At 71.9% G+C, this 21472-nt stretch carries 16 protein-coding genes and 1 pseudogene; 4 read left to right on the plus strand and 13 right to left on the minus strand.

Translation table 11 applies throughout. From position 1 onward, the window contains the following. Genes sdhC through AC6F7H_RS07880 form a run of 3 tightly spaced genes read left to right on the plus strand, consistent with a single transcriptional unit; the run spans window position 1 to window position 3584 of the window. The gene (sdhC, locus tag AC6F7H_RS07870; RefSeq protein WP_500756114.1) at window positions 1-837 is read left to right on the plus strand and encodes a succinate dehydrogenase subunit SdhC; all 837 of its coding nucleotides are present in this window, start codon (window positions 1-3) and stop codon (window positions 835-837) included. Window positions 838-855: 18 nt separating this feature from the next. After that, a complete protein-coding gene (locus AC6F7H_RS07875; protein ID WP_500756115.1) occupies window positions 856-2811 on the plus strand; it encodes a fumarate reductase/succinate dehydrogenase flavoprotein subunit in 1956 nt (651 codons plus the stop codon). After that, window positions 2808-3584, plus strand: coding sequence for a succinate dehydrogenase/fumarate reductase iron-sulfur subunit (locus AC6F7H_RS07880; protein WP_500756116.1), 777 nt, complete (start codon window positions 2808-2810; stop codon window positions 3582-3584). Before AC6F7H_RS07875 ends, AC6F7H_RS07880 begins: the two co-directional genes overlap by 4 nt. Window positions 3585-3597: 13 nt before the next feature. Here AC6F7H_RS07880 and AC6F7H_RS07885 read toward each other — a convergent pair whose 3' ends face one another. From AC6F7H_RS07885 to AC6F7H_RS07935, 11 genes and pseudogenes are all read right to left on the minus strand, one after another. Further along, window positions 3598-4713 carry a glycoside hydrolase family 18 protein gene (locus AC6F7H_RS07885; protein WP_500756117.1) on the minus strand — a complete coding sequence of 372 codons (1116 nt, stop codon included), beginning with the start codon at window positions 4711-4713 and terminating at the stop codon, window positions 3598-3600. Window positions 4714-4799: 86 nt separating this feature from the next. Continuing rightward, window positions 4800-5357: a GNAT family N-acetyltransferase gene (locus AC6F7H_RS07890; protein ID WP_500756119.1), complete on the minus strand. Its 558-nt coding sequence runs from the start codon at window positions 5355-5357 to the stop codon at window positions 4800-4802. A gap of 43 nt (window positions 5358-5400) precedes the next feature. Next, a complete protein-coding gene (locus AC6F7H_RS07895; RefSeq protein WP_500756120.1) occupies window positions 5401-8157 on the minus strand; it encodes a SpoIIE family protein phosphatase in 2757 nt (918 codons plus the stop codon). 291 nt (window positions 8158-8448) lie between these two features. Further along, window positions 8449-8856, minus strand: coding sequence for an ATP-binding protein (locus tag AC6F7H_RS07900; protein ID WP_500756121.1), 408 nt, complete (start codon window positions 8854-8856; stop codon window positions 8449-8451). A gap of 299 nt (window positions 8857-9155) precedes the next feature. Continuing rightward, complete coding sequence (locus tag AC6F7H_RS07905) at window positions 9156-9569, minus strand: NUDIX hydrolase (RefSeq protein WP_363041378.1); 414 nt, start codon at window positions 9567-9569, stop codon at window positions 9156-9158. Window positions 9570-9634: 65 nt separating this feature from the next. Then, window positions 9635-9823 carry an SPOR domain-containing protein gene (locus AC6F7H_RS07910; RefSeq protein ID WP_109376818.1) on the minus strand — a complete coding sequence of 63 codons (189 nt, stop codon included), beginning with the start codon at window positions 9821-9823 and terminating at the stop codon, window positions 9635-9637. 407 nt (window positions 9824-10230) lie between these two features. Beyond that, window positions 10231-10983: a GntR family transcriptional regulator gene (locus AC6F7H_RS07915; protein WP_500756122.1), complete on the minus strand. Its 753-nt coding sequence runs from the start codon at window positions 10981-10983 to the stop codon at window positions 10231-10233. 146 nt (window positions 10984-11129) lie between these two features. Continuing rightward, window positions 11130-12407, minus strand: coding sequence for a DUF4190 domain-containing protein (locus AC6F7H_RS07920; RefSeq protein WP_500756124.1), 1278 nt, complete (start codon window positions 12405-12407; stop codon window positions 11130-11132). A 285-nt stretch (window positions 12408-12692) separates the two neighbouring features. Continuing rightward, window positions 12693-14273: a S8 family peptidase gene (locus tag AC6F7H_RS07925; RefSeq protein WP_500756126.1), complete on the minus strand. Its 1581-nt coding sequence runs from the start codon at window positions 14271-14273 to the stop codon at window positions 12693-12695. Between the two features lie 520 nt (window positions 14274-14793). Further along, window positions 14794-15839: pseudogene (locus AC6F7H_RS07930) on the minus strand (SDR family oxidoreductase). Beyond that, window positions 15782-16762, minus strand: coding sequence for an SDR family NAD(P)-dependent oxidoreductase (locus tag AC6F7H_RS07935; protein ID WP_500756127.1), 981 nt, complete (start codon window positions 16760-16762; stop codon window positions 15782-15784). The pseudogene AC6F7H_RS07930 and the gene AC6F7H_RS07935 overlap by 58 nt, the downstream one beginning before the upstream one ends. Window positions 16763-16974: 212 nt before the next feature. On the opposite strand from AC6F7H_RS07935, the gene AC6F7H_RS07940 reads away from it, so the two are divergent. Beyond that, complete coding sequence (locus AC6F7H_RS07940) at window positions 16975-17301, plus strand: plasmid stabilization protein (protein WP_500756128.1); 327 nt, start codon at window positions 16975-16977, stop codon at window positions 17299-17301. Window positions 17302-17822: 521 nt separating this feature from the next. Here the strand turns inward: AC6F7H_RS07940 and AC6F7H_RS07945 are convergent. Both AC6F7H_RS07945 and AC6F7H_RS07950 read right to left on the minus strand, forming a co-directional pair. Further along, on the minus strand, window positions 17823-19013 hold the full coding sequence (locus AC6F7H_RS07945) for a hypothetical protein (RefSeq protein ID WP_500756129.1): 1191 nt from the start codon (window positions 19011-19013) through the stop codon (window positions 17823-17825). A 136-nt stretch (window positions 19014-19149) separates the two neighbouring features. Next, window positions 19150-21330 (minus strand): DEAD/DEAH box helicase, encoded by a 2181-nt coding sequence (locus tag AC6F7H_RS07950; RefSeq protein ID WP_500761707.1) that lies wholly within the window; start codon window positions 21328-21330, stop codon window positions 19150-19152. Window positions 21331-21472 lie beyond the last annotated feature (142 nt).

Raw genomic sequence — 21472 nt, forward strand, 5'->3', positions numbered from 1 at the left:
GTGGCCACTGGTACGGAACCCCCTGCCACCGAACCCCACCCCCGACGTGCCGGTGTGCGCACCGGTACCCGCGCCGCGATCGCCGCTCCGCATCTGCGGACCGACCGCTGGTGGCTGGCCCCTGCCGCCACCGCGGCCGGTCTGCTCGCCTTCGTCGTCTACTCGACCTGGCGGGCCTTCGCGAACGCCGACTACTACGCGGCGCCGTACGTCTCGCCGTTCTACTCCCCGTGTCTCGCGGAGAACTGCGAGACGATGCGCGCCGGGCCCAACTGGGAGCTGTTCGGAAGCTGGTGGGGGATCTCACCGGCGATCATCATCCTGATCTTCCCGCTCGGCTTCCGCGTGACCTGCTACTACTACCGCAAGGCCTACTACCGGGGCTTCTGGGCCGCCCCGCCGGCCTGCGCGGTGGCCGAGCCGCACAAGAAGTACTCCGGGGAGACCCGCTTCCCACTGATCCTGCAGAACGTCCACCGGTACTTCTTCTACGCGGCGCTCCTGGTCGCCGGGGTGCTGACCTACGACACCGCCCTCGCCTTCCGCGACGAGCACCACGCGTGGGGCCACATGGGGCTCGGCACCCTCGTCTTCCTGGTCAACATCGCGCTGATCTGGGCGTACACCATCTCCTGTCACTCCTGCCGGCACATCGTCGGCGGAAAGCTCAAGCACTTCTCGAAGCATCCCGTGCGCTACCGGATGTGGCAGTGGGTGAGCCGGCTGAACGCCCGGCACATGCAGCTCGCCTGGGCGTCGCTGGTGAGCGTGGCGGTCGCCGACTTCTACGTCTACCTCCTCGCGTCCGGTGCCTTCGACGATCCGCGCTTCTTCTGATGAGTGGGGCCTTTTGAGATGACCGTGGTCGACCGGCAGGAATGGGACGTCGTCGTGGTCGGTGCGGGCGGCGCCGGGCTGCGCGCCGCCATCGAGGCACGCGAGCGGGGGGCGCGTACGGCGGTGATCTGCAAGTCGCTGTTCGGCAAGGCGCACACCGTGATGGCCGAGGGCGGCATCGCCGCCGCCATGGCCAACGCCAACGAGCACGACACCTGGCAGGTCCACTTCCGCGACACCATGCGCGGCGGGAAGTTCCTCAACCAGTGGCGGATGGCCGAGCTGCACGCCCAGGAGGCACCGCAGCGGGTGTGGGAGCTGGAGACCTGGGGCGCGCTGTTCGACCGGACCAAGGACGGCCGGATCTCGCAGCGCAACTTCGGCGGCCACGAGTACCCCCGCCTCGCCCACGTCGGCGACCGCACCGGCCTGGAGCTGATCCGCACCCTCCAGCAGAGGATCGTCGCGCTCCAGCAGGAGGACTTCCGGGAGACCGGGGACTACGAGTCCCGGCTGAAGGTCTTCCAGGAGTGCACGGTCACCCGCCTCCTCAAGGACGGTTCCCACGTTTCCGGCGTCTTCGGCTACGAGCGGGAGTCCGGCCGTTTCTTCGTGCTGGAGGCGCCCGCCGTGGTCCTCGCGACGGGCGGCATCGGCAAGTCGTTCAAGGTGACGTCGAACTCGTGGGAGTACACCGGGGACGGTCACGCGCTGGCGCTGCTGGCCGGGGCCCCGCTGGTCAACATGGAGTTCGTGCAGTTCCATCCGACGGGCATGGTCTGGCCGCCGTCGGTGAAGGGCATCCTGGTCACCGAGTCGGTGCGCGGCGACGGCGGGGTGCTGCGCAACTCCGACGGCAAGCGGTTCATGTTCGACTACGTGCCGGACGTCTTCAAGGAGAAGTACGCCGAGTCCGAGGAGGAGGGCGACCGCTGGTACGACGACCCGGACCACAACCGGCGTCCCCCCGAGCTGCTCCCCCGCGACGAGGTGGCCCGCGCGATCAACGCCGAGGTGAAGGCGGGCCGCGGCTCCCCGCACGGCGGGGTCTTCCTGGACGTGTCCACCCGGATGCCCGCCGACGTCATCAGGCGCCGGCTGCCGTCGATGTACCACCAGTTCAAGGAGCTGGCGGACGTCGACATCACGGCGGAGGCGATGGAGGTCGGCCCGACCTGCCACTACGTGATGGGCGGCATCGCCGTCGACTCCGACACGGCGGCGACGCGCGGGGTGCCGGGGCTGTTCGCGGCCGGTGAGGTGGCCGGCGGGATGCACGGCTCCAACCGGCTGGGCGGGAACTCGCTGTCCGACCTGCTGGTGTTCGGGCGCCGGGCGGGCCGGCACGCGGCCGAACACGCGGGGGCGTACACCGCCGGGACGGGCGCCGAGCGGCCCCGGGCGGACGAGGCCCAGGTCGACGCCGCGGCGGCGGAGGCCCTGCGGCCCTTCTCCGTCGAGGCCGGGGAACCGGCGAAGGGCCCGGCGTCCGCTCCGGAGAATCCGTACACCCTGCACCAGGAACTCCAGCAGACGATGAACGACCTGGTCGGCATCATCCGCCGGGAGCACGAGATGGAGGAGGCCCTGCACAAGCTCGCCGAGCTGCGGGTACGGGCGCGCCGGGCCGGGGTCGAGGGGCACCGGCAGTTCAACCCGGGCTGGCACCTCGCCCTGGACCTGCGGAACATGCTGCTGGTCAGCGAGTGTGTGGCACGGGCCGCGCGGGAGCGCACCGAGTCGCGCGGCGGGCACACCCGCGAGGACCACTCCGAGATGGAGCGTGCCTGGCGCAACGTCAATCTGCTGTGCGCGATGACCGACCCCACCGGCGGCATCGCGGCCACCGCCCCGGAGCGCGGCCAGATCACCCTGACCCGTGAGACCACCGAACCCATCCGCCCCGACCTGCTCGCCCTCTTCGAGAAGGAGGAGCTGGTCAAGTACCTCGCCGAAGAGGAGCTGTACGAGTGAGCAGCTATGAGGCCCGCTTCAAGGTGTGGCGGGGGGATGTCGAGGGCGGCGGCCTGGAGGACTTCCGCGTCGAGGTGAACGACGGCGAGGTGGTCCTCGACATCGTCCACCGGCTCCAGGCCACCCAGGCCCCCGACCTGGCCGTGCGCTGGAACTGCAAGGCCGGCAAGTGCGGCTCGTGCTCGGCGGAGATCAACGGGCGCCCCCGGCTGCTGTGCATGACCCGGATGTCGGTGTTCGACCGGGACGAGACGATCACGGTGACCCCGCTGCGGGCCTTCCCGGTGATCCGCGACCTGGTGACCGATGTCGGCTTCAACTACACGAAGGCACGCCAGGTGCCGGCCTTCGTACCGCCGAAGGGCCTCGGGCCCGGCGAGTACCGGATGAGGCAGGAGGACGTGGAGCGCTCGCAGGAGTTCCGCAAGTGCATCGAGTGCTTCCTGTGCCAGGACGTCTGCCATGTGGTCCGCGACCACGAGGAGAACAAACGGGCGTTCGCGGGGCCGCGGTTCCTGATGCGGGTGGCGGAGCTGGACATGCATCCGCTGGACGCCGCCGAGGAGGCCGGCCTGGACCGCAGGAGCACGGCCCAGGACGAGCACGGGCTCGGCTACTGCAACATCACCAAGTGCTGCACGGAGGTGTGCCCCGAGGGCATCCGGATCACGGACAACGCGCTGATCCCGATGAAGGAACGGGCGGTCGACCGCAAGTACGACCCGCTCGTCTGGCTCGGCGACAAGATCCGGCGCAGGTCCGCGTCGTCCTGATCCGCCCGGTGCGTCAGGGACGGTCCACCCAGCCCTTCCGGTACGCCGTCCAGTCCGCCTCCGTCGCCGCGAAGTCCACGTAGAGGGCGACGCCGAAGCGGGGGCGGTCGGCGTCGGTGCGGGACAGCCCGAGCCGGACACCGCGGACGGCGGCGGGGACGGTCTCGGCGTGGGCCCAGTGGCCGAACCGGTTCTCCTGGAAGAAGGGAAGCCCCATGAGGAGGTCGGTGCCGGGCGGGGTGGCCTCCAGGGCGAGCGCGGTCTGCTGGGCGACGTAGCCGCCGTAGGTGCCCTCCAGCGGCTGCATGGTGTCGTACGACATGACGGCGATCTGGTCGACGCGGCGCGCCACCTGCCCGAAGAACTCCTGCGACCACCACTTGGGGTGGCCGGTGACCGCGCCCCAGAAGGAGTGGAAGCCGGGGAGCGGGTCGATCTGGTGGGCGGCGACGGACAGCGACACGTCGCGGGAGCCGGTCTCCTCGTGCAGGGCGTCGAGGAGTTCGAGGTAGTCGGCGTCCCCGGAGTGCAGGGGTTCGAGGTCGAAGTGGACGCCGTCGTAGCCGGTGTCCAGGATCTCCCGGGTGGACCGGAGGATCGCGGCGCGGGACTCGGCGCGCTCCAGGTGCAGCGCCTCGGGGTGCTCGGGCGCGAGGATGTCGCCGAGCCAGGCCTGGACCCGGACGCCGGGTATCTCCCTGTGCACGGACTCGATCAGCCAACGGGCCTGCGGGTACCGGGACTTCGGCAGGCTTCCGTCGTGCTCCAGGGGCCCGGAGTGGACGTAGAGGTCGCGTACCCCGGTGCCTTCGAGGCGGCGGGCGAGGGCGGTGACGTCGGCGTCCTTCTTCCGCCCGTCGACCCAGGCGTGCCCGAGCCAGAGGGCGTCCCGGTCCCGGGTGTACGTCCCGTCGGCGGGGTCACCGGTGAAGTTGACCCGCAACACCGCCCCGGCGGTCAGCAGCGGCACCAGGACGACGAGCACGACCGCGAGCGCGGTCCGCGTGAGCCGGCGCTTCCAGCTCCGGGGCCGCTCGTCCGGCCGGTCTCGGGTGTTCTCCCCGCCGGCGGATCCGGGGTCGTCCGGCTCCGCGGCTTCGGTGGGTTCCGCGGGCTCCGTGCCTGACATCGCGCGTCCCCTCCGCCGCCGGTCCGTCCGGGCCGCGCGGCTGATCTTTCGGAGGAGGACGACGGCGGGGGGCCCGCGGTTGCGTTTCAGGCGGCGGTGGGCGCGTGCCGTTCGTGCACGTGTCCGTCCAGGGGAAAGGCGGGCGGTGCGGCCGGGAGGACACCGGTCAGTGCGAAACCGGCCTTCTCGGCGACGCGGCAGGACGCCACGTTGTCGACCTGGTGCACCAGCTCCAGGCGGGTCAGGCCTTCCCGGGTGAAGGCCTCGAACGCCCAGTCGGTCAGCGCCGTCAGAGACCGGTGGGCCACTCCCCGGCCGCGGGCGGGTGCCGCGGTCCAGTAGCCCACCTCGGCACAACCCGATTCCCTGGCCTCGTACTTGAGGACGGCGTTGCCGACGAGCCGCGGCGCACAGCCGGGAACTCCCGTCTCCTGCACTGCGAACGCGAACCTGTCTCCCACCTCCCAGCCCCGCTGTTGTGCCGTCACCCAGCGCGCCGCGCTCGCCTCGTCGTGCACGGCGGCGCTCACCCAGCGGCGCATCGCCTCGTCCTGGAACAGCTCGGCCAGTCCGGCGGAGTCCTCCGGGCTCCAGGGCCGCAGGGTGAGGGTGCCGACTGCCAGGCGTAACGGGATCGGGGGCATGGGGGCGAGCGTAGACGAGCGGCGGTCGGTCGGCGTGTCGGGGTCAGAAGAGGCTCATGAGGGCTTCGGCCGGGTCGGCGAGGGGGGTTTCGCCGCCGGGGAGGGGGAGTTCGAACCAGACGGTCTTGCCGCGGGGGGTGCGACGGGAGCCCCAGGCCGCGCTGAGCAGGCCGACGAGCTGGAGACCGCGGCCGCCCTCGTCGGTGTCGCGGGCGCGGCGGCGGCGCGGCTGGACCAGGCCGGAGTCCCAGACCTCGCAGACCAGGGTGCGGTCGAGCAGAAGGCGGAGCCTGATCTCTCCTTCGCCGTATCGCAGGGCGTTGGTGACCAGCTCGCTGACCAGGAGTTCCGTGGTGTCGACGAGGGGTTCCAGGTCCCAGGCGAGCAGTTGCGCGCGGGCGTACTCGCGGGCGCGGCCCACGCTGCGGGGCTCGCGCGGCAGAGTCCAGTCGCCGACGGAATCGGCGGGCAGCCCCTGGATTCTGGCCATCAGCAGCGCGATGTCGTCCTCGCCGTGGTGGGTGTTGAGGGTGTTGAGGACGTGGTCGCAGACGTCCTCCAGGTCCCTGTGGGTGTCGGCGCGCGGCGCCGACGTCGCGGAGCGGTGGCCGGGTGACGGGTGGGGCGGGTCGGTGAGGGCGCCCACGAAGGCCTGGAGGCCCTCGTCGAGGGGGTGGTCGCGGCTTTCGACCAGCCCGTCCGTGTAGAGCGCGAGCAGGGCGCCCTCGGGCAGTTCGACCTCGACCTCCTCGAAGGGCTCCCCGCCGACGCCGAGCGGCATGCCCGGCGGCACGTCCAGCATCAGGGCGGCCTCCCCCGGTTCGACCAGGACCGGCGGCGGATGGCCCGCGTTGGCGAAGGTGCACCGCCTGGTCACCGGGTCGTAGACCGCGTAGACGCAGGTCGCCAGGTAGACCTCGGAGAGGTCGGCCTCCCGGGGGCGGCGGGCGGCCCGGGTCGCCTGCTGGACGCCTCCGGGGGCGCCGAGCCCCTGGGCGATCTCGTCCAACTGGGAGAGCACCTCGGCGGGTTCGAGGTCGAGCTGGGCCAGGGTGCGGACGGCGCTGCGCAGTTCACCCATGGCCACCGCGGCACGCAGCCCCCTCCCCATCACGTCCCCGACGACCAGCGCGGTGCGGTGGCCGGGCAGTTCGATGACGTCGAACCAGTCGCCGCCGACCTCGCCGGACCGGCCGGTCGCCGCGCTGCCGGGCAGGTAGCGGCAGGCGATGTCGAGGCCGGAGGCCTCCGGGTCGCCGGGCGGCAGCAGGGACCGCTGCAGCAGCAGGGCGCGTTCGTGCTCGCGCCGGTAGAGGCGGGCGTTGTCGATGCAGACGGCGGCGCGCGCGGCCAGTTCCACGGCGAGGTCGCGGTCGCGGTCCCCGAACGGCTCGCTGCCCTTGGTACGGGCGAACTGGGCGAGCCCGACCACCGTGTCGTGGGCGACCATCGGCACGGCGAGCGTGGTCCGCACCAGCCCGCCCTCCTCTCCCGGCACCAGTCGCGGGCGGCCGGTGCGCAGGGCGTCCGCGCACGGCGAGTTGAACGCGTAGTTGTGGACGGCGCCCAGCTTGACGGGCTCGCCGGTGACGCTGAACGGCGCTTCGGAGACGGCGCTGGCGAAGGCGACGCGGCGCACGTCCGCACTGCCGTCGGCCAGCCCCGGCGGGGTCTCGTCACCGGCCAGCAGCCCCTGGTAGAGGTCGACGGTGGCCAGGTCGCAGAAGCCGGGGACGACGACGTCCAGGAGTTCGCGGGCCGTGGTCTCCAGGTCGAGGGAATTGCCGATCCGGGCGCCGGCCTCGTTGAGCAGGGCGAGGTTGCGCCGTGCGGCGGCGGCCTCGCGGGCGGCGGCACGGCGGGCGGTGATGTCGATTCCCAGCCAGGCGATGCCGATGGGACGGCCGCTGCCGCTGTGCACGCGGTAGAGGTTGACCGACCAGTGGCGGCGTCCGTCGGTGTCCGGAATGAATCCGGTGACGTGCATGTCCGTGATGGACTCGCCGGTCTCCAGCACCCTGCGCATGGTCGCGGCCACCCGCTCGGCCTCGGCACGCGGCAGGTAGTCGTGAACCCCCTTGCCCCGGTGGTCGTCGGGCATGCCGCCGAAGGTGGACGCGAACCGCTGGTTGGCGCGGCGCACCCGCAGGTCGGGGTCGATCAGCAGGAAGCCGAAGGGGGATTGGCCGAATATGGCCTGCGAGGCGGCGAGATCGGTCTCGATGCTGCGCAGGGTGCGCACGTCGACGACGATGCAGACGGCTGCCTTCTCACCGTCCTCGGTGCGCGTCGGCATGACGTAGACCTCGGCGATCCCCTCCCGGCCGGGCCCGTCGTCCCCCGTGTCGGGGATCCGGAAGGGCACGACTCCGGTCCACTCCCGGCCGTCGAGGATCTCGGCCATCTTGCGCTGGCCCCGCTCGCGCCGGTCCGGATCGACGAACGCCGCGATGGGGTCCGTCCCGACGGCCCGCTCCGCCGGGATGCCGAGGAGCTGTTCGGCGCGCAGGCTCCACTGGTCGACCAGTCCGTCGGGGCCGATGGAGAAGGAGGCGACCTTTATGTAGTCGTACATGGAGCCGGGAGGACTGCTCTGCCACATTCCGTCGACGGTCGGGGCGTCGGTGGGGAAAGGGGTGCCGGAAGAGGCGTCGGTGGCCAATGCCCCGACGGGGGAAACGCCGGCGGACGCTACGCCGGCGGACGAGGCATCGCCGGAAGTGAGGCCGTCAGCGGCCTCGGCTCTTGCGCCGTCCGACGGGTCCTTGGACTCCGTGGCCTTCGCTGGTATCTCGCTCACGCGAACCGTCCCCTCCAGCTCACCGCGTCCGGCACCGGTCGCCGGGGGCGGCTGCCCGCAGTATCCAGCACTACGGCGCTACACAACACGGTGTTCACGATCACAGCACGATCCCGATGCTTTTCGGTCCGAACTGTGAGAACACTCCCAGTCTTCTAACCAGCGGACACGTCATCGAACCCCCTTCTTCGACAACCATCAGGGGCCGGAACCGGCCGCTCGACAGGAGTGGCCCGTGCGTACACGGCCGAGGCGCGGCACAGCGCCTCGTTTCAGCCGGGCGCGAACGCCTCACTCGGGCACCGTGAGTTCGAACCACACGGTCTTGCCGACCTCGCCCGGCCGGGCGCCCCAGCGGCGGGCGGTGCGGGCGACGAGCTGCAGCCCGCGCCCGCCCTCGTCCTCGGCCCGGGCCACGCGCTCGTGCGGGAAGTCCGGCAGCGGGTCGGAGACCTCGACCCGCAGGACGCCGTCCGGGCCGGAGGGACGCGACAGGCAGACGCCGATGGGACCGGTGGCGTGCCGCAGGGCGTTGGTGACCAGCTCACTTACCAGCAGGGCCGCCAGGTCACCGACGCCGTCGAGACCCCAGCCGTGCAACTGCGCGCGGACCGTGGAGCGCGCGGCGCCCACGGCACCCGGCTCCGCGGGGAAGGTCCACGTGACCCGGTCGTCTTCGGTGTCGATCACGCGGACCACTTCCGTCACTCCGGGGCTGACAACAGGCTCCCCACATCAGGTTTCATGGGGTCAATGGACCCATACCCGACATCCCTGCCCGGGTATCGCGCATACGGACATCGGTCACAGGTCCGTCACCTCGAACGCACCGCGGGCTCCGCGTTCGACGTCGCCCGTGATGTGCGAGACGAACGGACGGGTACCCGCCTCGGGGAAGGCGAGTCCGACGAGCCCTCCCGATCCCGGGACCCCGAAGGGCCCCACCGCGCATCAAGCGGCGGGGCCCTTCGGGCGGGTGCGGGGTCGGGGCGGGTGGTCTAGGCGAGTTCGCCGGTGGCGGCCAGATCGTCGAAGAGCAACTGGTCCACCGGCGGCACCAGTTCCCGGTCGGCGTACGAGAACCAGGCCATCTCCTCGATCTCGCTGCTCGGCTCCGGCTCCCCCTCGCCCTCGGCGGTGTAACAAGCCATCCGGACGACCGCGCCCTCCGGAAGGCCGGGGGTCCCGAGGGTCCCGGGGATCGCCGCCTCGTACGTGCCCACGTGGACGGCCGTGTCCGGGTCGAGTGCGACCGCGAGCTCTTCCCTGATCTCCCGCAGCAGCGTCTCGACGTCGCTCTCCGCCCCCTCGCGCTTGCCGCCGGGGATGTAGAAGACGTCCTTCCCGCGCGGGCGCGCGCACAGGATGCGGCCCTTCTCGATCCGCACCCAGGCCACCGTGTCGATCAGCACCGAACCCGTCCCGTTTCCGCTCGTTCGAACCACAGTCGAACGGGACCCTACCGGGAAGCGTGACGTCAGTCGGCGGTCGTCGCGTTCTGCCCGATGCGCTCGACCCAGTACAGCTGCTTGTGCCCGCGACCGTCGAGACTGTCCGCGATCTTCTGCGCCTCGGCCCGGGTCGCGTACCGGCCCACGCGGTACCGGTTGCCGTTGTCGTCCTGCCGCACCACGAGCCAGGGAAGCGTGGCCGTGCCGTCGCTCATCGCGCCCCTCCACTTCCCGCCCGCGACCTGCGCCGCGCCCAGCCCGGTAAGGAAACCCCAATCCGCATATGCCCGAGCCTACGCCTTACCTTCACGCAGCGAACATGAGTTTGCACAAAGAGGTACGCAACCAGCCAGTACCCAGGGGGCGCACGGTGGCGAACGCGCCGTACGCAAGCCCGACGTATCCGGTCAGCGGCATGCCGCCCCGGCTCCCCCCACTCGGGGGCCACCTGCGAGAACGGCCAGATTTCTACGTCGCCCGACCAGGCAAGCCGCCGCCCCCGCCCCCGCCCGGACGCAGGGACGGGGCGCAGGCGGGGCGCAGAGGGAGCACTTCGGGCCCGGCGACGGCTCCGGGGCGATCTCCCGGGGTCGCCGCCCGCGATGGTCCCGGGACGGCGCGGCTACTTCACCGGGAGGTGGTACGCGACCCGGTAGCGGTCGGCGGGGATCACCACGTCGGCCGTCTCGACCGGGCGGCCCGAGGCGTAGTACGTGCGCCGGACGACCAGGACGACGTGACCGGGGACGCCGCCCAGCGACGCCAGCTCCTCGGCGAGGCCGGGGCGGGCGCCGACCTCCTCGGTGACGTTGTCCACGATCACGTCGATGGCGCGCATGCGCTCGACCACGCCCATACCGCCGAGCGGCCCCTCCTCGGGCAGCATCACGGGCGTCCGGCCGGTCAGGGCGAGCGGCTCCCAGGAGGTGGAGAGCATCATCGGCTCGCCGGCCTCCCGGAAGAGGTACCGGGTGCGCATCACCCGGTCGCCCGGCTCGATCCCGAGCCGCTCGGCGATGGTCCCGCAGGCATCGGCCTGCGCACTGCTCGACTCCCAGGTGCCCTGCACGCTCCCGTCCGCCTGCTCCTGCCGGAACGGGGTGGCGCCACGCTCCGGACGAAAGCCCGAACGGGCGATGCGACGGGGGACGGGCCGCTCCCGGACGTAGGTCCCCGAACCGGAGCGGCCCTCGACGAGGCCCTCCGCCATGAGCACCTTGCGCGCCTCCAGCGCGACCGTGTCGGAGACGCCGTACTCCTCGCGGATCCTCGCCTGGGACGGGAGACGGGTGTGCGGCGGCAGCCGACCGTCGACGATCTTCTTACGGAGGTCACCCGCGACGCGCAGATATGCCGGCTGCTCACCGAATGTCACTGGCCGCTCCCGTCAGGTTGTACAGATAGCGACAGGGTGGCAACCGTAGGTTGTACCGGGCAAGTGAAGGCCAGAGAATCACTCGAAGTGATGACGGACCCTTGCCGGGGTCTTTACCCAGGCACTTTCTCCCGCTACGGAAGCCCTCACACCTCGAGACTGCCGTCATCGGCCCTGTCGTCCCCGCCTCCGGCCCCACCCTCGCCCCCACTCCCGTCCTCGTCGAACGTCGGCGGCGTGGTGGTCAGGCCCAGAGCCTTGCGCGCGGTGACCGTCTTGCGGGAATCGATGAGCTCCCACCCCTGAGCGGAGTGCTCGTAGAAGGCGTCCAGGCCGTCGGCCTCGGCGGCCTTCGCCCATGCGGCCTCGGCCTTCTCGAGCTCACCGGCGAGTTTCGTCACCGGCCGCTCGGCGTCGGCGGGCCACTCGTGCTCCCGCAGCATCCCGCTCTGCTCGGCGAGCGCCTCGGACATCTGCCCCGCCCATTTCTGGTGGCCGGGCAGGTCCTCCTCGGCCTCCGCCACGGGGATCTGGTCCAGTGCCGCGTTGAGGACGTGCGTGGCCTTCAGATAGGCCACCTGGTCCGCGTCGAGCGTGCTCTCGTCCCGGCGCAGCGACCCGGTGAGGGTGGCGTCCGCGTCCCGGTTGCCGAACACACAGGTGATCACGCGGTCGCCGTAGTCCCAGCTCTCCCGGGACGGCGTGATGTGGTAAACGTCCACGTCGGACGGCAGGGCCCAGGCGTCCATGGCGTAGCCGTCCTGGAGGGCGTAGCACCGGTCGTCGGCGGTGTCGACGAGGCTGTCGTCGCCCGGGAAGGCGCCGTCGGGCAGGGTGACGAGGGCGAAGACCTCCCCGTCGTGCTCCTGCGAGCAGGGCACCTGGTCGGCCTCGACCGCCCAGCCCACCAGTCCGCCGGGCGAGTCGAAGCAGTCGCCCTCCTCCAGGGCGAGGATCGTGTTGCCGCGCGCTCCCTCCTTGAAGCCCTCCCAGAAGGCGGCCGCGGCGCCGGTGGAGAGCGACAGCACCCACAGCGCCAACCCGACGGAGGACAGCACGACCCCGGCGATCGCCATGCCCCGGCCGCGCTCCGAGCGCCGACGGATCTGCCACAGCGCGATCAGCCCCAGCACGAGCCCGACGGCCGGCAGGAAGCACAGCAGGCCGCACACGAGGGCGGCGATGGCGACCCCGTTGACTGCGCCGGCGGCCGGGGGCTGGAGCCCGTAGGGGCCGTACGGGGGGTAAGGGCCGTGGGGGCCATGGGGGCCATGGGGGCCTTGAGGCCCGTAGGGGAACTGCGGTGGCGGGTGGGCCCCTTGCGGCTGCGGAGCGGCGTACGGGCCCTGGGGGTACGGCCCCTGGGCGTGCGGGCCCTGGAAGCCCTCGGGCTGACGGGGCCCGGGGGGCGGGGGTATGGACACGGGTGCCGTGCTCCTGGTTCTGCCGTGCTGACGCGGAGAGGTGCATACGCTGGACGCGGGCCGACATACGGCTCCGCGCGCATCGTAAGCGGGCTGTACGCGGGGACCGTCGGGGTGCCCCCGGTTCGGGCCGGGCCCGCGGGACTGCGTACCTCTCGGGACCTCTCAGAACCTCCCACCGCATGCCCGTGCCCCGCCCCGCGGCGGGCGGCCGGGTCACCGACCCGGAGCCCGACCGCGGGGACGAGGCACAGGAACAGCATTGACGCGGGGTCAGGCCCTACGTCAGAACTGCAGGGCCCAGCCGTTGAGCCGGCCCGAGTCGAACCAGGCGTTGTCGCTCACCCGCAGCTTCCACGTGCCGTTCGCGGTCTTCGAGGAGGCGTCGACCGTGTACGTGGTCTTGATGTTGTCCGTGCTGCCGCCGGTGCCGTACGACTTCAGCGTGTACGCCGTGCCGTCGGGGGCGATCAGCTGGACCTGGAGGTCACCGATGTAGGTGTGGGTGATGTCCACGTCGACGGCCAGGTCGGACGGCGCGTTGCCGGAGACGCCCGAGACGGTGATCGGGGACTCGACGGTGGACCGGTCGGGGATGGCGACGCCCTGGGTGCTCTCGAAGCGGTCACCGGTGGGCGGCGGGGTGGTGCCGCCCTCCCCCACGTTCAGCAGGAGGTTGGGGGAGCCGCTGCCCGGGTTGCCGACGACGCCGGTGGTGGCGGCGGCCGTCAGCGCGGAGGAGACCTGGGCGGGAGTGGCCGAGGGGTTGGCGGCCAGGTGGAGGGCGGCCGCTCCGGCGACGTGCGGGCTCGCCATGGACGTACCGGAGATGGTGTTGGTGGCCGTGTCGCCGGTGTGCCAGGCGGAGGTGATGGAGGAGCCGGGCGCGAACACGTCAAGGATGGAGCCGTAGTTGGAGTAGCTGGCGCGGGCGTCGCTGGAGGTGGTGGCGCCGACGGTGATCGCCTCGGCGACGCGGGCCGGGGACTTGGTGGAGGCGTTGGTCGACTCGTTGCCCGCCGCGACGACGAAGGTGACGCCGGAGGCGACCGCGTTGCGCACGGCCGTGTCGAGGGCGCTGTCGGCACCGCCGCCGAGGGACATGTTGGCGACGGCGGGCTTGACCGCGTTCCGGGCGACCCAGTCGATGCCGGCGACGACCTGGGCGGTGGTGCCGGAGCCTGAGTTGTTCAGCACGCGGACGCCGACGACCTTCGCCTTCTTGGCCACGCCGTAGGCGTTGCCGGCAACGGTGCCCGCGACGTGGGTGCCGTGGCCGTTGCCGTCCTGGGCGGTGTTGTCGTTGTCGACGGCGTCATAACCGTAGGAGGCACGGCCGCCGAAGTCGCTGTGCGTGATGCGGACGCCGGTGTCGATGACGTAGGCGGTCACGCCCTGCCCGGCCGAGTCCGGGTAGGTGTACGAGTTGTTCAGCGGCAGGTTCCGCTGGTCGATGCGGTCCAGGCCCCAGGAGGGCGGGCTGGGCTGGGTGGCGGTGATGTGGAAGGTGCGGTTCTGGATCACCGAGGCGACGGCCGGGTCGGTGGCGAGACGTTTCGCCTCGGCCTCGGAGGCCTCGACCTCGTAGCCGTTGAGGGCCTTGGTGTAGGTCCGCTCGATCTCGGCCCCGTACTTCTCCGCCAGGGCGCGGCCCTTGGCGGAGCCGGCCTTGGCCTCGTCCGCCTTCAGGGTCACGATGAAGCTGTCGGCGACGGCGTTCGCCGCGCCCTCGTACTGGATGCGGCCTTCGGCAGCAGCGGGGGCCGCGCCGGCGGGGAGTGCGGCGACGAGCCCCGCCACGAGCGCCGCGCTGGTCGCGACGCCGAGGGTGGCCATTCTTCGCCGGGGGTGACGCATCACTGCCATGTGAGGGTTCCTCCTCAGTCGGTGGTGCGTTGCTGTGGGGGGATGGTGCGGTCGACACACGTGCTGCGCGGGTGGCACAGCGGGTCCATGATTGACCTGCCCATGTCAACTCTCTGTGACCGGTCAACTCCGTGCGCCAGATGAAAGATTGAGGGTTCCACAGGAATCGCACAAGGGCCCTGCGCGAACGAAACAGAGCCGCCATGCGCGCGTCATATTCCCGCCGGGCCTTCGACGGCGCTTCTCCGGTGGCGCGCCACGTCACGCGAAAGACCCCGCCGAACGCCCTCGAGCGAACACACGAAAGCCGCACCTCGGTCGAAGTGCGGCACAGTGAACACGAGATCACCGCGGGGCCTCGCCAGGCTCCGAACGGGTCCGAACGGGTCGAGGTCCTGGGCGGCGACGTCAGCGCGGGCCGACGGGCGGGCAGCGGTTTCGTCGTACGGGCCTGCCCACCCGCGGGACGGCCGTCGTGCCGCTCCCGCCGGTGGCCGGCCGTAGCCGCCCCCTCATGGGGTCAGGGCAGGGGCGTACCGCCCGTCGCGTCGAGGATCTCCGCGGTGATGAAACCGGCCTGCGCCGAGGCCGGATGGACATAGGCCGGTGCCGTCTCCGCCGGCTGGGCGGGGCGGCCGAGCGGACTCTGTTTGCCGAACTCGGCGGTGTCCTCCAGCGTCGCGGGGATCAGCGGGGTCCACACGGGCCCGGGCGCCACGGCGTTCACCCGGATCCCGTCGGAGGCGGGCATCTGGGCCAGGCCCTGCGTGAACGTGACGATCCCCCCTTCGTCGTCGCGTGGTCGAGGAGATGGGGGGTGGGCTTGTATGCCTGGACGGACGCGGAGTCGATGATCGAGCCGCCCGCCGGGATGTGCGGCAGGGAGAACTTGCACAGGCGGAACATGCCGTGGAGATTCGTGCGCACGACCCGGTCGAACTGCTCGGTGGAGATACTGCCGATGCCCTTCGGCTGAGCCATCTGGTGGGCGGCGTTGTCGACGAGGACGTCGATGCGCCCGAATTCCGCCACGGCCCTTTCGACCAGCGACCGGCACCGGGACTCCTCGCGGATGTCGCAGGCGACGGCCACGGCGCGCCGGCCCGCCTCCTCCACGAGCCGCGTCGTCTCACGCGCCTCGTCCTCTTCCTCCCGCAGACGGGTGGACAGGACGTCGGCGTCCTCCCGGGCGAACGCGAGGGCGACCGCTCGGCCGATAACGGAGTCGCCCCCGGTGACCACGGTCTTCCGGTCCTTCAGCAGCCCGCTGCCGCGGTAGGAGTCCTCGCCGTGGTCGGGCGGCGGGTCCATCGGACCGGTCCAACCCGGGTGCGGCTGGTCCTGCGAGGGAAAGTCCGGCTGCGGGTGCAGGCCGGTGGGGTCCTGCGGTGCGTCGTTTCCGTCCGTCGTCGTGCCTCCTTCCTGTTCACGTCGTCCTCTGCTCGCGCCGCACTCTGCTCGCACCGCACTCCGTCCACGTCGCGTTCTGTCCACCTCGCGCTCGGCCGTCACACGGAACGCTGGTTGTACGCCCTCGACGCGCGATCGTTGAGCGCGCTGCCCCATGCGCGGACCTTGCGCGCCACCGGATGGGACGGCGGCCCGACCTCGGCGCCCCTCCGGAGCCCTCGCGGGCCGCCTCCGGCAGACGGCAGCATGCGGGCGGCCAGGGCGGTGGCCCGGGTGGTGAGCGTCGGCGCCACACCGTGCGCGAGGCCGGCCGCGCGGGCGGCGGGCGTGAGCACGATGCGCGTACGCCGCCGCTGGATGCCGCGGACGATGGCCTTCGCCGCACGGCCGGCGTCCATGGACACCAACGGCATGCCCGCCAGCGTCGAGAACCAGGCGAACTCCTTCTCCTGCTCGCCCCCGAAAACGGCGTGCAGGTGCGAACCGGTGCGCATGAGGCCCGGATGCACGGCGGTGACGGTGACGCCGTCGCGGGCGGCTTCGGCATGAAGCCCTTCCGCCAGCGTTCCCACGGCGGACTTGGCGCAGGAGTACGGCAGCAGGTGCGGGGCGGCGAGCAGCCCGCCGACCGAGCCGATCAGCGCGAGCCGTCCGCCGGCCGGGCTCCTCCGCAGATACGGCAGCGCCTCCAGCGACGTGTGCAACGCGCCGTAGAAGATCGTGTCCATCGCGGACCGGAACTCCTCGGCGCCGACGGCCTCCACGGGCGCCACCTGGATGATCCCCGCGTTGGCGATCACCAGGTCGACGCCTCCGCAGTCCCGGGCGGTCTCGCCGAGCACGTCCCGCACGGCCGCACGGTCCCGCACGTCGCACACCGCTGTACGGATGCGTGCCCCGCGACGCCGGCGGAGCAGTTCCGCCGCCAGGGTCAGCTCTTCGCCGTCCCGGGCGACCACCGTCACGACGCAGTGCCGAGCGGCCAGCTCGTCCGCGAGGAGCAGCCCCAGCCCCCGCGAACCGCCGGTGACCACGGCTGACAGTCCCCGGATGGACGGGGCGGCGGTCAGAGGTGACATCACGGCCTCCTTGTACGGTGCGCGGCCCGCGCGGCTTCCTGGCGTTGCGGATCGGGGTGCCTCGCGGACGAGTGCCCACGTCGTGCGCGGTTGACGCCTGCGGCACGACGCGGTGGAGCAGCGCGGTGTGGCATGCCGCCGGTTGCGGGTACCCGCAGAGCGCCGGTGCCCGTGACATCCGTGTGAGACATGCGAGACAGAGGAGACGCGTCATGCCGTCCGGATCGAGCGCCAAGCGAGAGCGGCAGTACGAGCACATCAAGGAGAGCGCCGAGGAGCGCGGCAGGTCGGCGGAGCGTGCGAAGGAGATCGCCGCACGCACGGTGAACAAGGAGCGTGCGCGTTCGGGTGAGGCCAAGACCTCGAGCAAGACCTCCACACAGGACCCGAAGTCCGCCTCGCAGCGTGGCGGAGAGCGTTCCCACAGGGGTGCGCAGGGCCCCACGAAGGATCAGCTCTACGAAGAGGCGAAGAAGAAGAACATCGAAGGCCGTTCGTCCATGGACAAGCAACAACTGCGCAAGGCCGTCGGGCGCTGACCGCCCACGCCGGAACGGACCGGCAGGGCCGCCCCGCGGCCCTGCCGTCGCCGCGCGCCCGCCTCTACCGCTCCGGTGCGGGCGCGCGGCGACGGCGTTCAGCCGCGTTCGCCAGTTCGCAGAGGAGCTGGTGGGTCTCGACGACGAGCTCGCCGCCCGTGGCGACCGCCGCCCCTTCTTCCCGCTGGATGTCCGCGGTCAGTGCGTCGTGGGCGCTCGGCTGTTCTGCTGCTGTCCCTGGGATTCGGTCTCGTCGGCCCGGACCGCTGGATCATCAGCCCGCTCTTCCCCTCGATGATGAAGGAACTCGGGCTCGACTATCAGGACCTGGGCAACATCATCGGCGGCCTTGGAGATGCTCCGGTGCCTGGCCACCGCGAGGAAGGAGTGAAGGGCCTCAAGGTCCACGAATGCCCCGTCTCGGTCACGAGCGAGCTGGATGAGACGGACCCTACTGCCTCCCGGAGCCCTTGTGACCTGCTACGGACCACGCGCCCCCGGGCCGCTCGCCGCCCCGTTCCTCACCCCCACGCACGCCTCGCCCGGTGGGCCAGCACCGCGACCGGCCCTGCCTGCAACAGCAGCACCACGGCCGTACCCAGGGCCAGGGGGAACACCGGCCGGTCGCCCGCGGCCCCGATCGCCCAGGCCGCCAGGGCGACACCCGCCCCGGTCACCACCAGCGGAAGAACGAACCAGTACCACAGAGCGCTGCCGTAACGCTGCGGACGGAGCAGGTGGGCGAGGCCGGCAAGCCCCCCCAGGGCCGCCAGGTAGCCCAGGTAGACGCTGGTGGCGGCGATCAGCTGAGGCTGGTACAGCGGTTCGTTCTGCGTCACCTGCCGCACGTCACCTTGGGCGACGGCCACCACCTCGCCGCGCCAGACGGTTCCGGTGACCCGGTCCCCCCGCTCCAGGCGGTGGAAGAGCGGCTCCTCGCCTCGCATCCGGACCGTGCCGTCCCAGCGGCCGGAGCCGGCCAAGGTCAGCTCGTGGTCGTCCGAACCCTTCGCATGCGTCACCGTCACCACGTCCACCACCCGGAAGTCCACCGCGCGCAGGCACTCCTCCCCCTTCTCGTACGGCGTGGCCGGCGAGCAGGGAACGGCGGCCCGGTAGGCCCGGTGGCGGGCGACATCCTCCGGGATACCGGTGAACAGGTCGTGGCCGAGAAGCCCCAGGAGGGGCGCGAGAATCAGGAGGACCGCGCCCCCCGCCTGCCTCCCCACCGTGTGCCAGGGCAGCATCGAGCCCACCCCGGTCGGCCCGTGGCGCCTCCCCCGCAGCCTCAGCACCAGGCGGGCACCCCCGCCCACCAGGCCCACCAGCACCGGCAGCAGACCGAGCAGGAACAACTCGTCGGAGAGGTCCATCCGGTCGTTCCACGTCTCCACCGAGGTGAGATCCCCGCGGTCCGGGCCCTCCGCCTCGATCCAGCCCATGTCCCACCCCTCAGGGCCGTCTCCCCGGGCCGGAGGGCCGAACAGCAGCGGATCGCGTCCGAGATCGCAGAGGTACTCCCCCTCCCGCGGGCCGGCCCAGGGATCGTTCCACTCGACCACGCACCGACCGTCGGCCTGCTCCTCCAGCACCGTCAGCTCGACCAGCTCGATCTCGGTCGCCGTCTCAGACACCCAGGCCCCGGCCCCCGCCAGCAGCAGCCCCAGAAGCAGCACCCACCGGAACACCGGACCCGCCCCCGCCGTCCTCACCGACCCACCCCCGGCACCCCGCACCCGTTCGACGCGGCCCAGTGTCCCCGCGGACGACGGACTTGATCAACGACGGTCTCAGTCGGTGGACGGCCCGTCGACGACCTGGCCGGTGGGCCGCCGCTCTCCCCGTCGCTCACTCGGGTGCCGTGGGCCTCCCGTCGGTCATGCCCAGGCGTGCCTGTTCCTCCTCGACGATCCGGCGCGCCAACTCGGTGTCCGAGACGTCGACCGCGTCCGGGGTGGCTTCGGCCACGGCGCTGCGGCGTGCGTAGGCGTCGAACAGGCGGGTCTTGTCCTCCAGCATCCTCACCATGCGTTCGTCCACTCCCCCGGTGGCGAGGAGGCGGTGCACGCAGACCGGCCTGACCTGGCCCATGCGGTGTGCCCGGGCCACCGCCTGGTGCTCGAGGGTCGGCTTGATCTGGGGTTCGCAGATGACGACGACAGAGGCGGCCTGCATGTTGAGGCCGACACCCGCCGCCTGGATCTGCGCCAGGAGCACCGCGGGGCCCGGGACACCGGCGAAGTCGTCGACGATCTGCTGCCGTCGTCCGGCGGGGACGCCTCCGGTGAGCGGACCGAACACCGCGGTGCCGGCAGCGGGTCCTGCGTCGAGTGCCTCCTTCACCACGCCCAGGACGTCCTTGAAGTTGGAGAAGACCACCGTCTTCTGCCCGTTCTCACCGGCCTCCTGGACGATCTCCCGGAGCCGGTCCAGCTTGGCCGACTTCTCGGGGCGCAGGTACGCGGCCCTGCGCATCGCCATGAAGTTGCCGGCGCGCACGGCCTCACGGTATGCCTCCTCGTCCGAAGCGCTCAGCTCCTCCCACTCGTCGGTCTGCTGGAGACTCGGCAGTTCCGTCAGCACGTCCTCCTGGTTGCGTCGCAGGTAGACCGGGGCGACGGCCTTGCGGAAGGCGACCGATCCGGCCGGTGCGTCCCCCTCGCCCAGGGATTCCGCGACACCGTGATCGAGCATCCGGACCAGGTTGCGGAACTCCACGACCCTGTTCTCCATCGGGGTTCCGGTCATGAAGAGGACGCGCTCGCAGTGCTCCGCCCACAGGGCGACCGCCTGGGACCGCTTGGCCTTCGGGTTCTTCACGCAGTGCGCCTCGTCGACCACGATCAGTCCGACCTCTCCGCCTCCCGGCACGGGAAATCCCCGCAGTGCGTCGAACGTGGTCACTCCGACCCCGCCCCGACCCTTCCAGTCGGCGAACGCGTCGTGCCGGTCGGGGCCGTGGAGCACCATGGCGCGCAGTGCGCTGCGGGTCTCGATCTCCCGGGTCCAGTTCACGAGGACGCTCGCCGGGCAGACGACCATGAAGTGGCTCTGCCCCTCGGCGGCCAGGTGTGCCAGCACGGCGATCGCCTGGATGGTCTTGCCGAGCCCCATCTCGTCGCCGAGTATCACCTTGCGCTGCGCGAGGGCGAACCGCGCGCCGAACGCCTGGTAACCACGCAGGGAGACCCGCCGGTGGGAGTCGTCGAGCTGCTGGGTCCGTACCCGCTCGGCGATCTCGTCGGGCAGGAACCCCTCGGCGGCGGCCGCGTCGGGCAGCCGCCCGGAGATCTCGGCGAGCAGGCTGTAGTACTCGGCCGAGCGGAGCTCGAAGTCCACCCAGGCCGCGACGTCGGACGAGGGCCCCCGCAGCAGGTCCACCGAAGCCTGGGCGAGCAGTCCGGGCAGGCCCGCCTGCTCCTCCTCGTCCACCAGCACCCGGATCCCGGTGACCGCGGCCAGCGCGCGCGCCCTCTTCTCCCGGCCCGCCATGAGCATCCGAAGACGCCCGGCGGCTGGCCTGGCATCGGCCAGCAACGGACCGAGCCGCTCCGACAGTGCGGCGGCCCTGTCGACGGCGCGCCGGGCGTCCGGGCCGGCCTCCACCAGTACGTGCAGGGCCCCGACGAGCGCGGTGGTGCTCGGTTCCGGCCGGTCCACGTCGATGTGGACGGCCACGGTCTCGTGCGCGGCCTCGGAAAGCCGGCGGGCGGCGGCGAGCATCCGGTCGACGGTGCGCTGCCCGACCCCGGGAATCTGCCGCAACCGGTAGGGGCCCGCTTCGAGCACACTGCCCACCGTGCGCAGCCCGCTCTTCTCGACGCCCCCCAGCCGGAGCCGCCCTTCGGTGACGTCCTGCAGCCGGGCGACGGGGATGGCGTCGAGTTCCCGCCGCACCGCCGCGTCGTGGATCGGCTCCAGTGCCGCCCGCACCGCCCCGACGGCCCTGCCGTGGTCACCCACCACGGCCTGCGCCGCCTCGTACAGCCGCGCTCCCCTCGCGACCGTGTCCCGCTCACCCCGCCCCACGCTTCCCGCCCTTCCCTCGTCCTCCCCGCATCCTCCCACCGCCCGCACCGGGCCCCGCCGGACGTCCGCGGTGCGCTGCGGATCGTCCCGGCCCCACGCGCTCTCGGCCCCGGGCCCGGGGGTGTGCCGGGTGTGCAAGTGA

The sequence above is a fragment of the Streptomyces sp. MMS24-W38 genome (assembly GCF_059889265.1).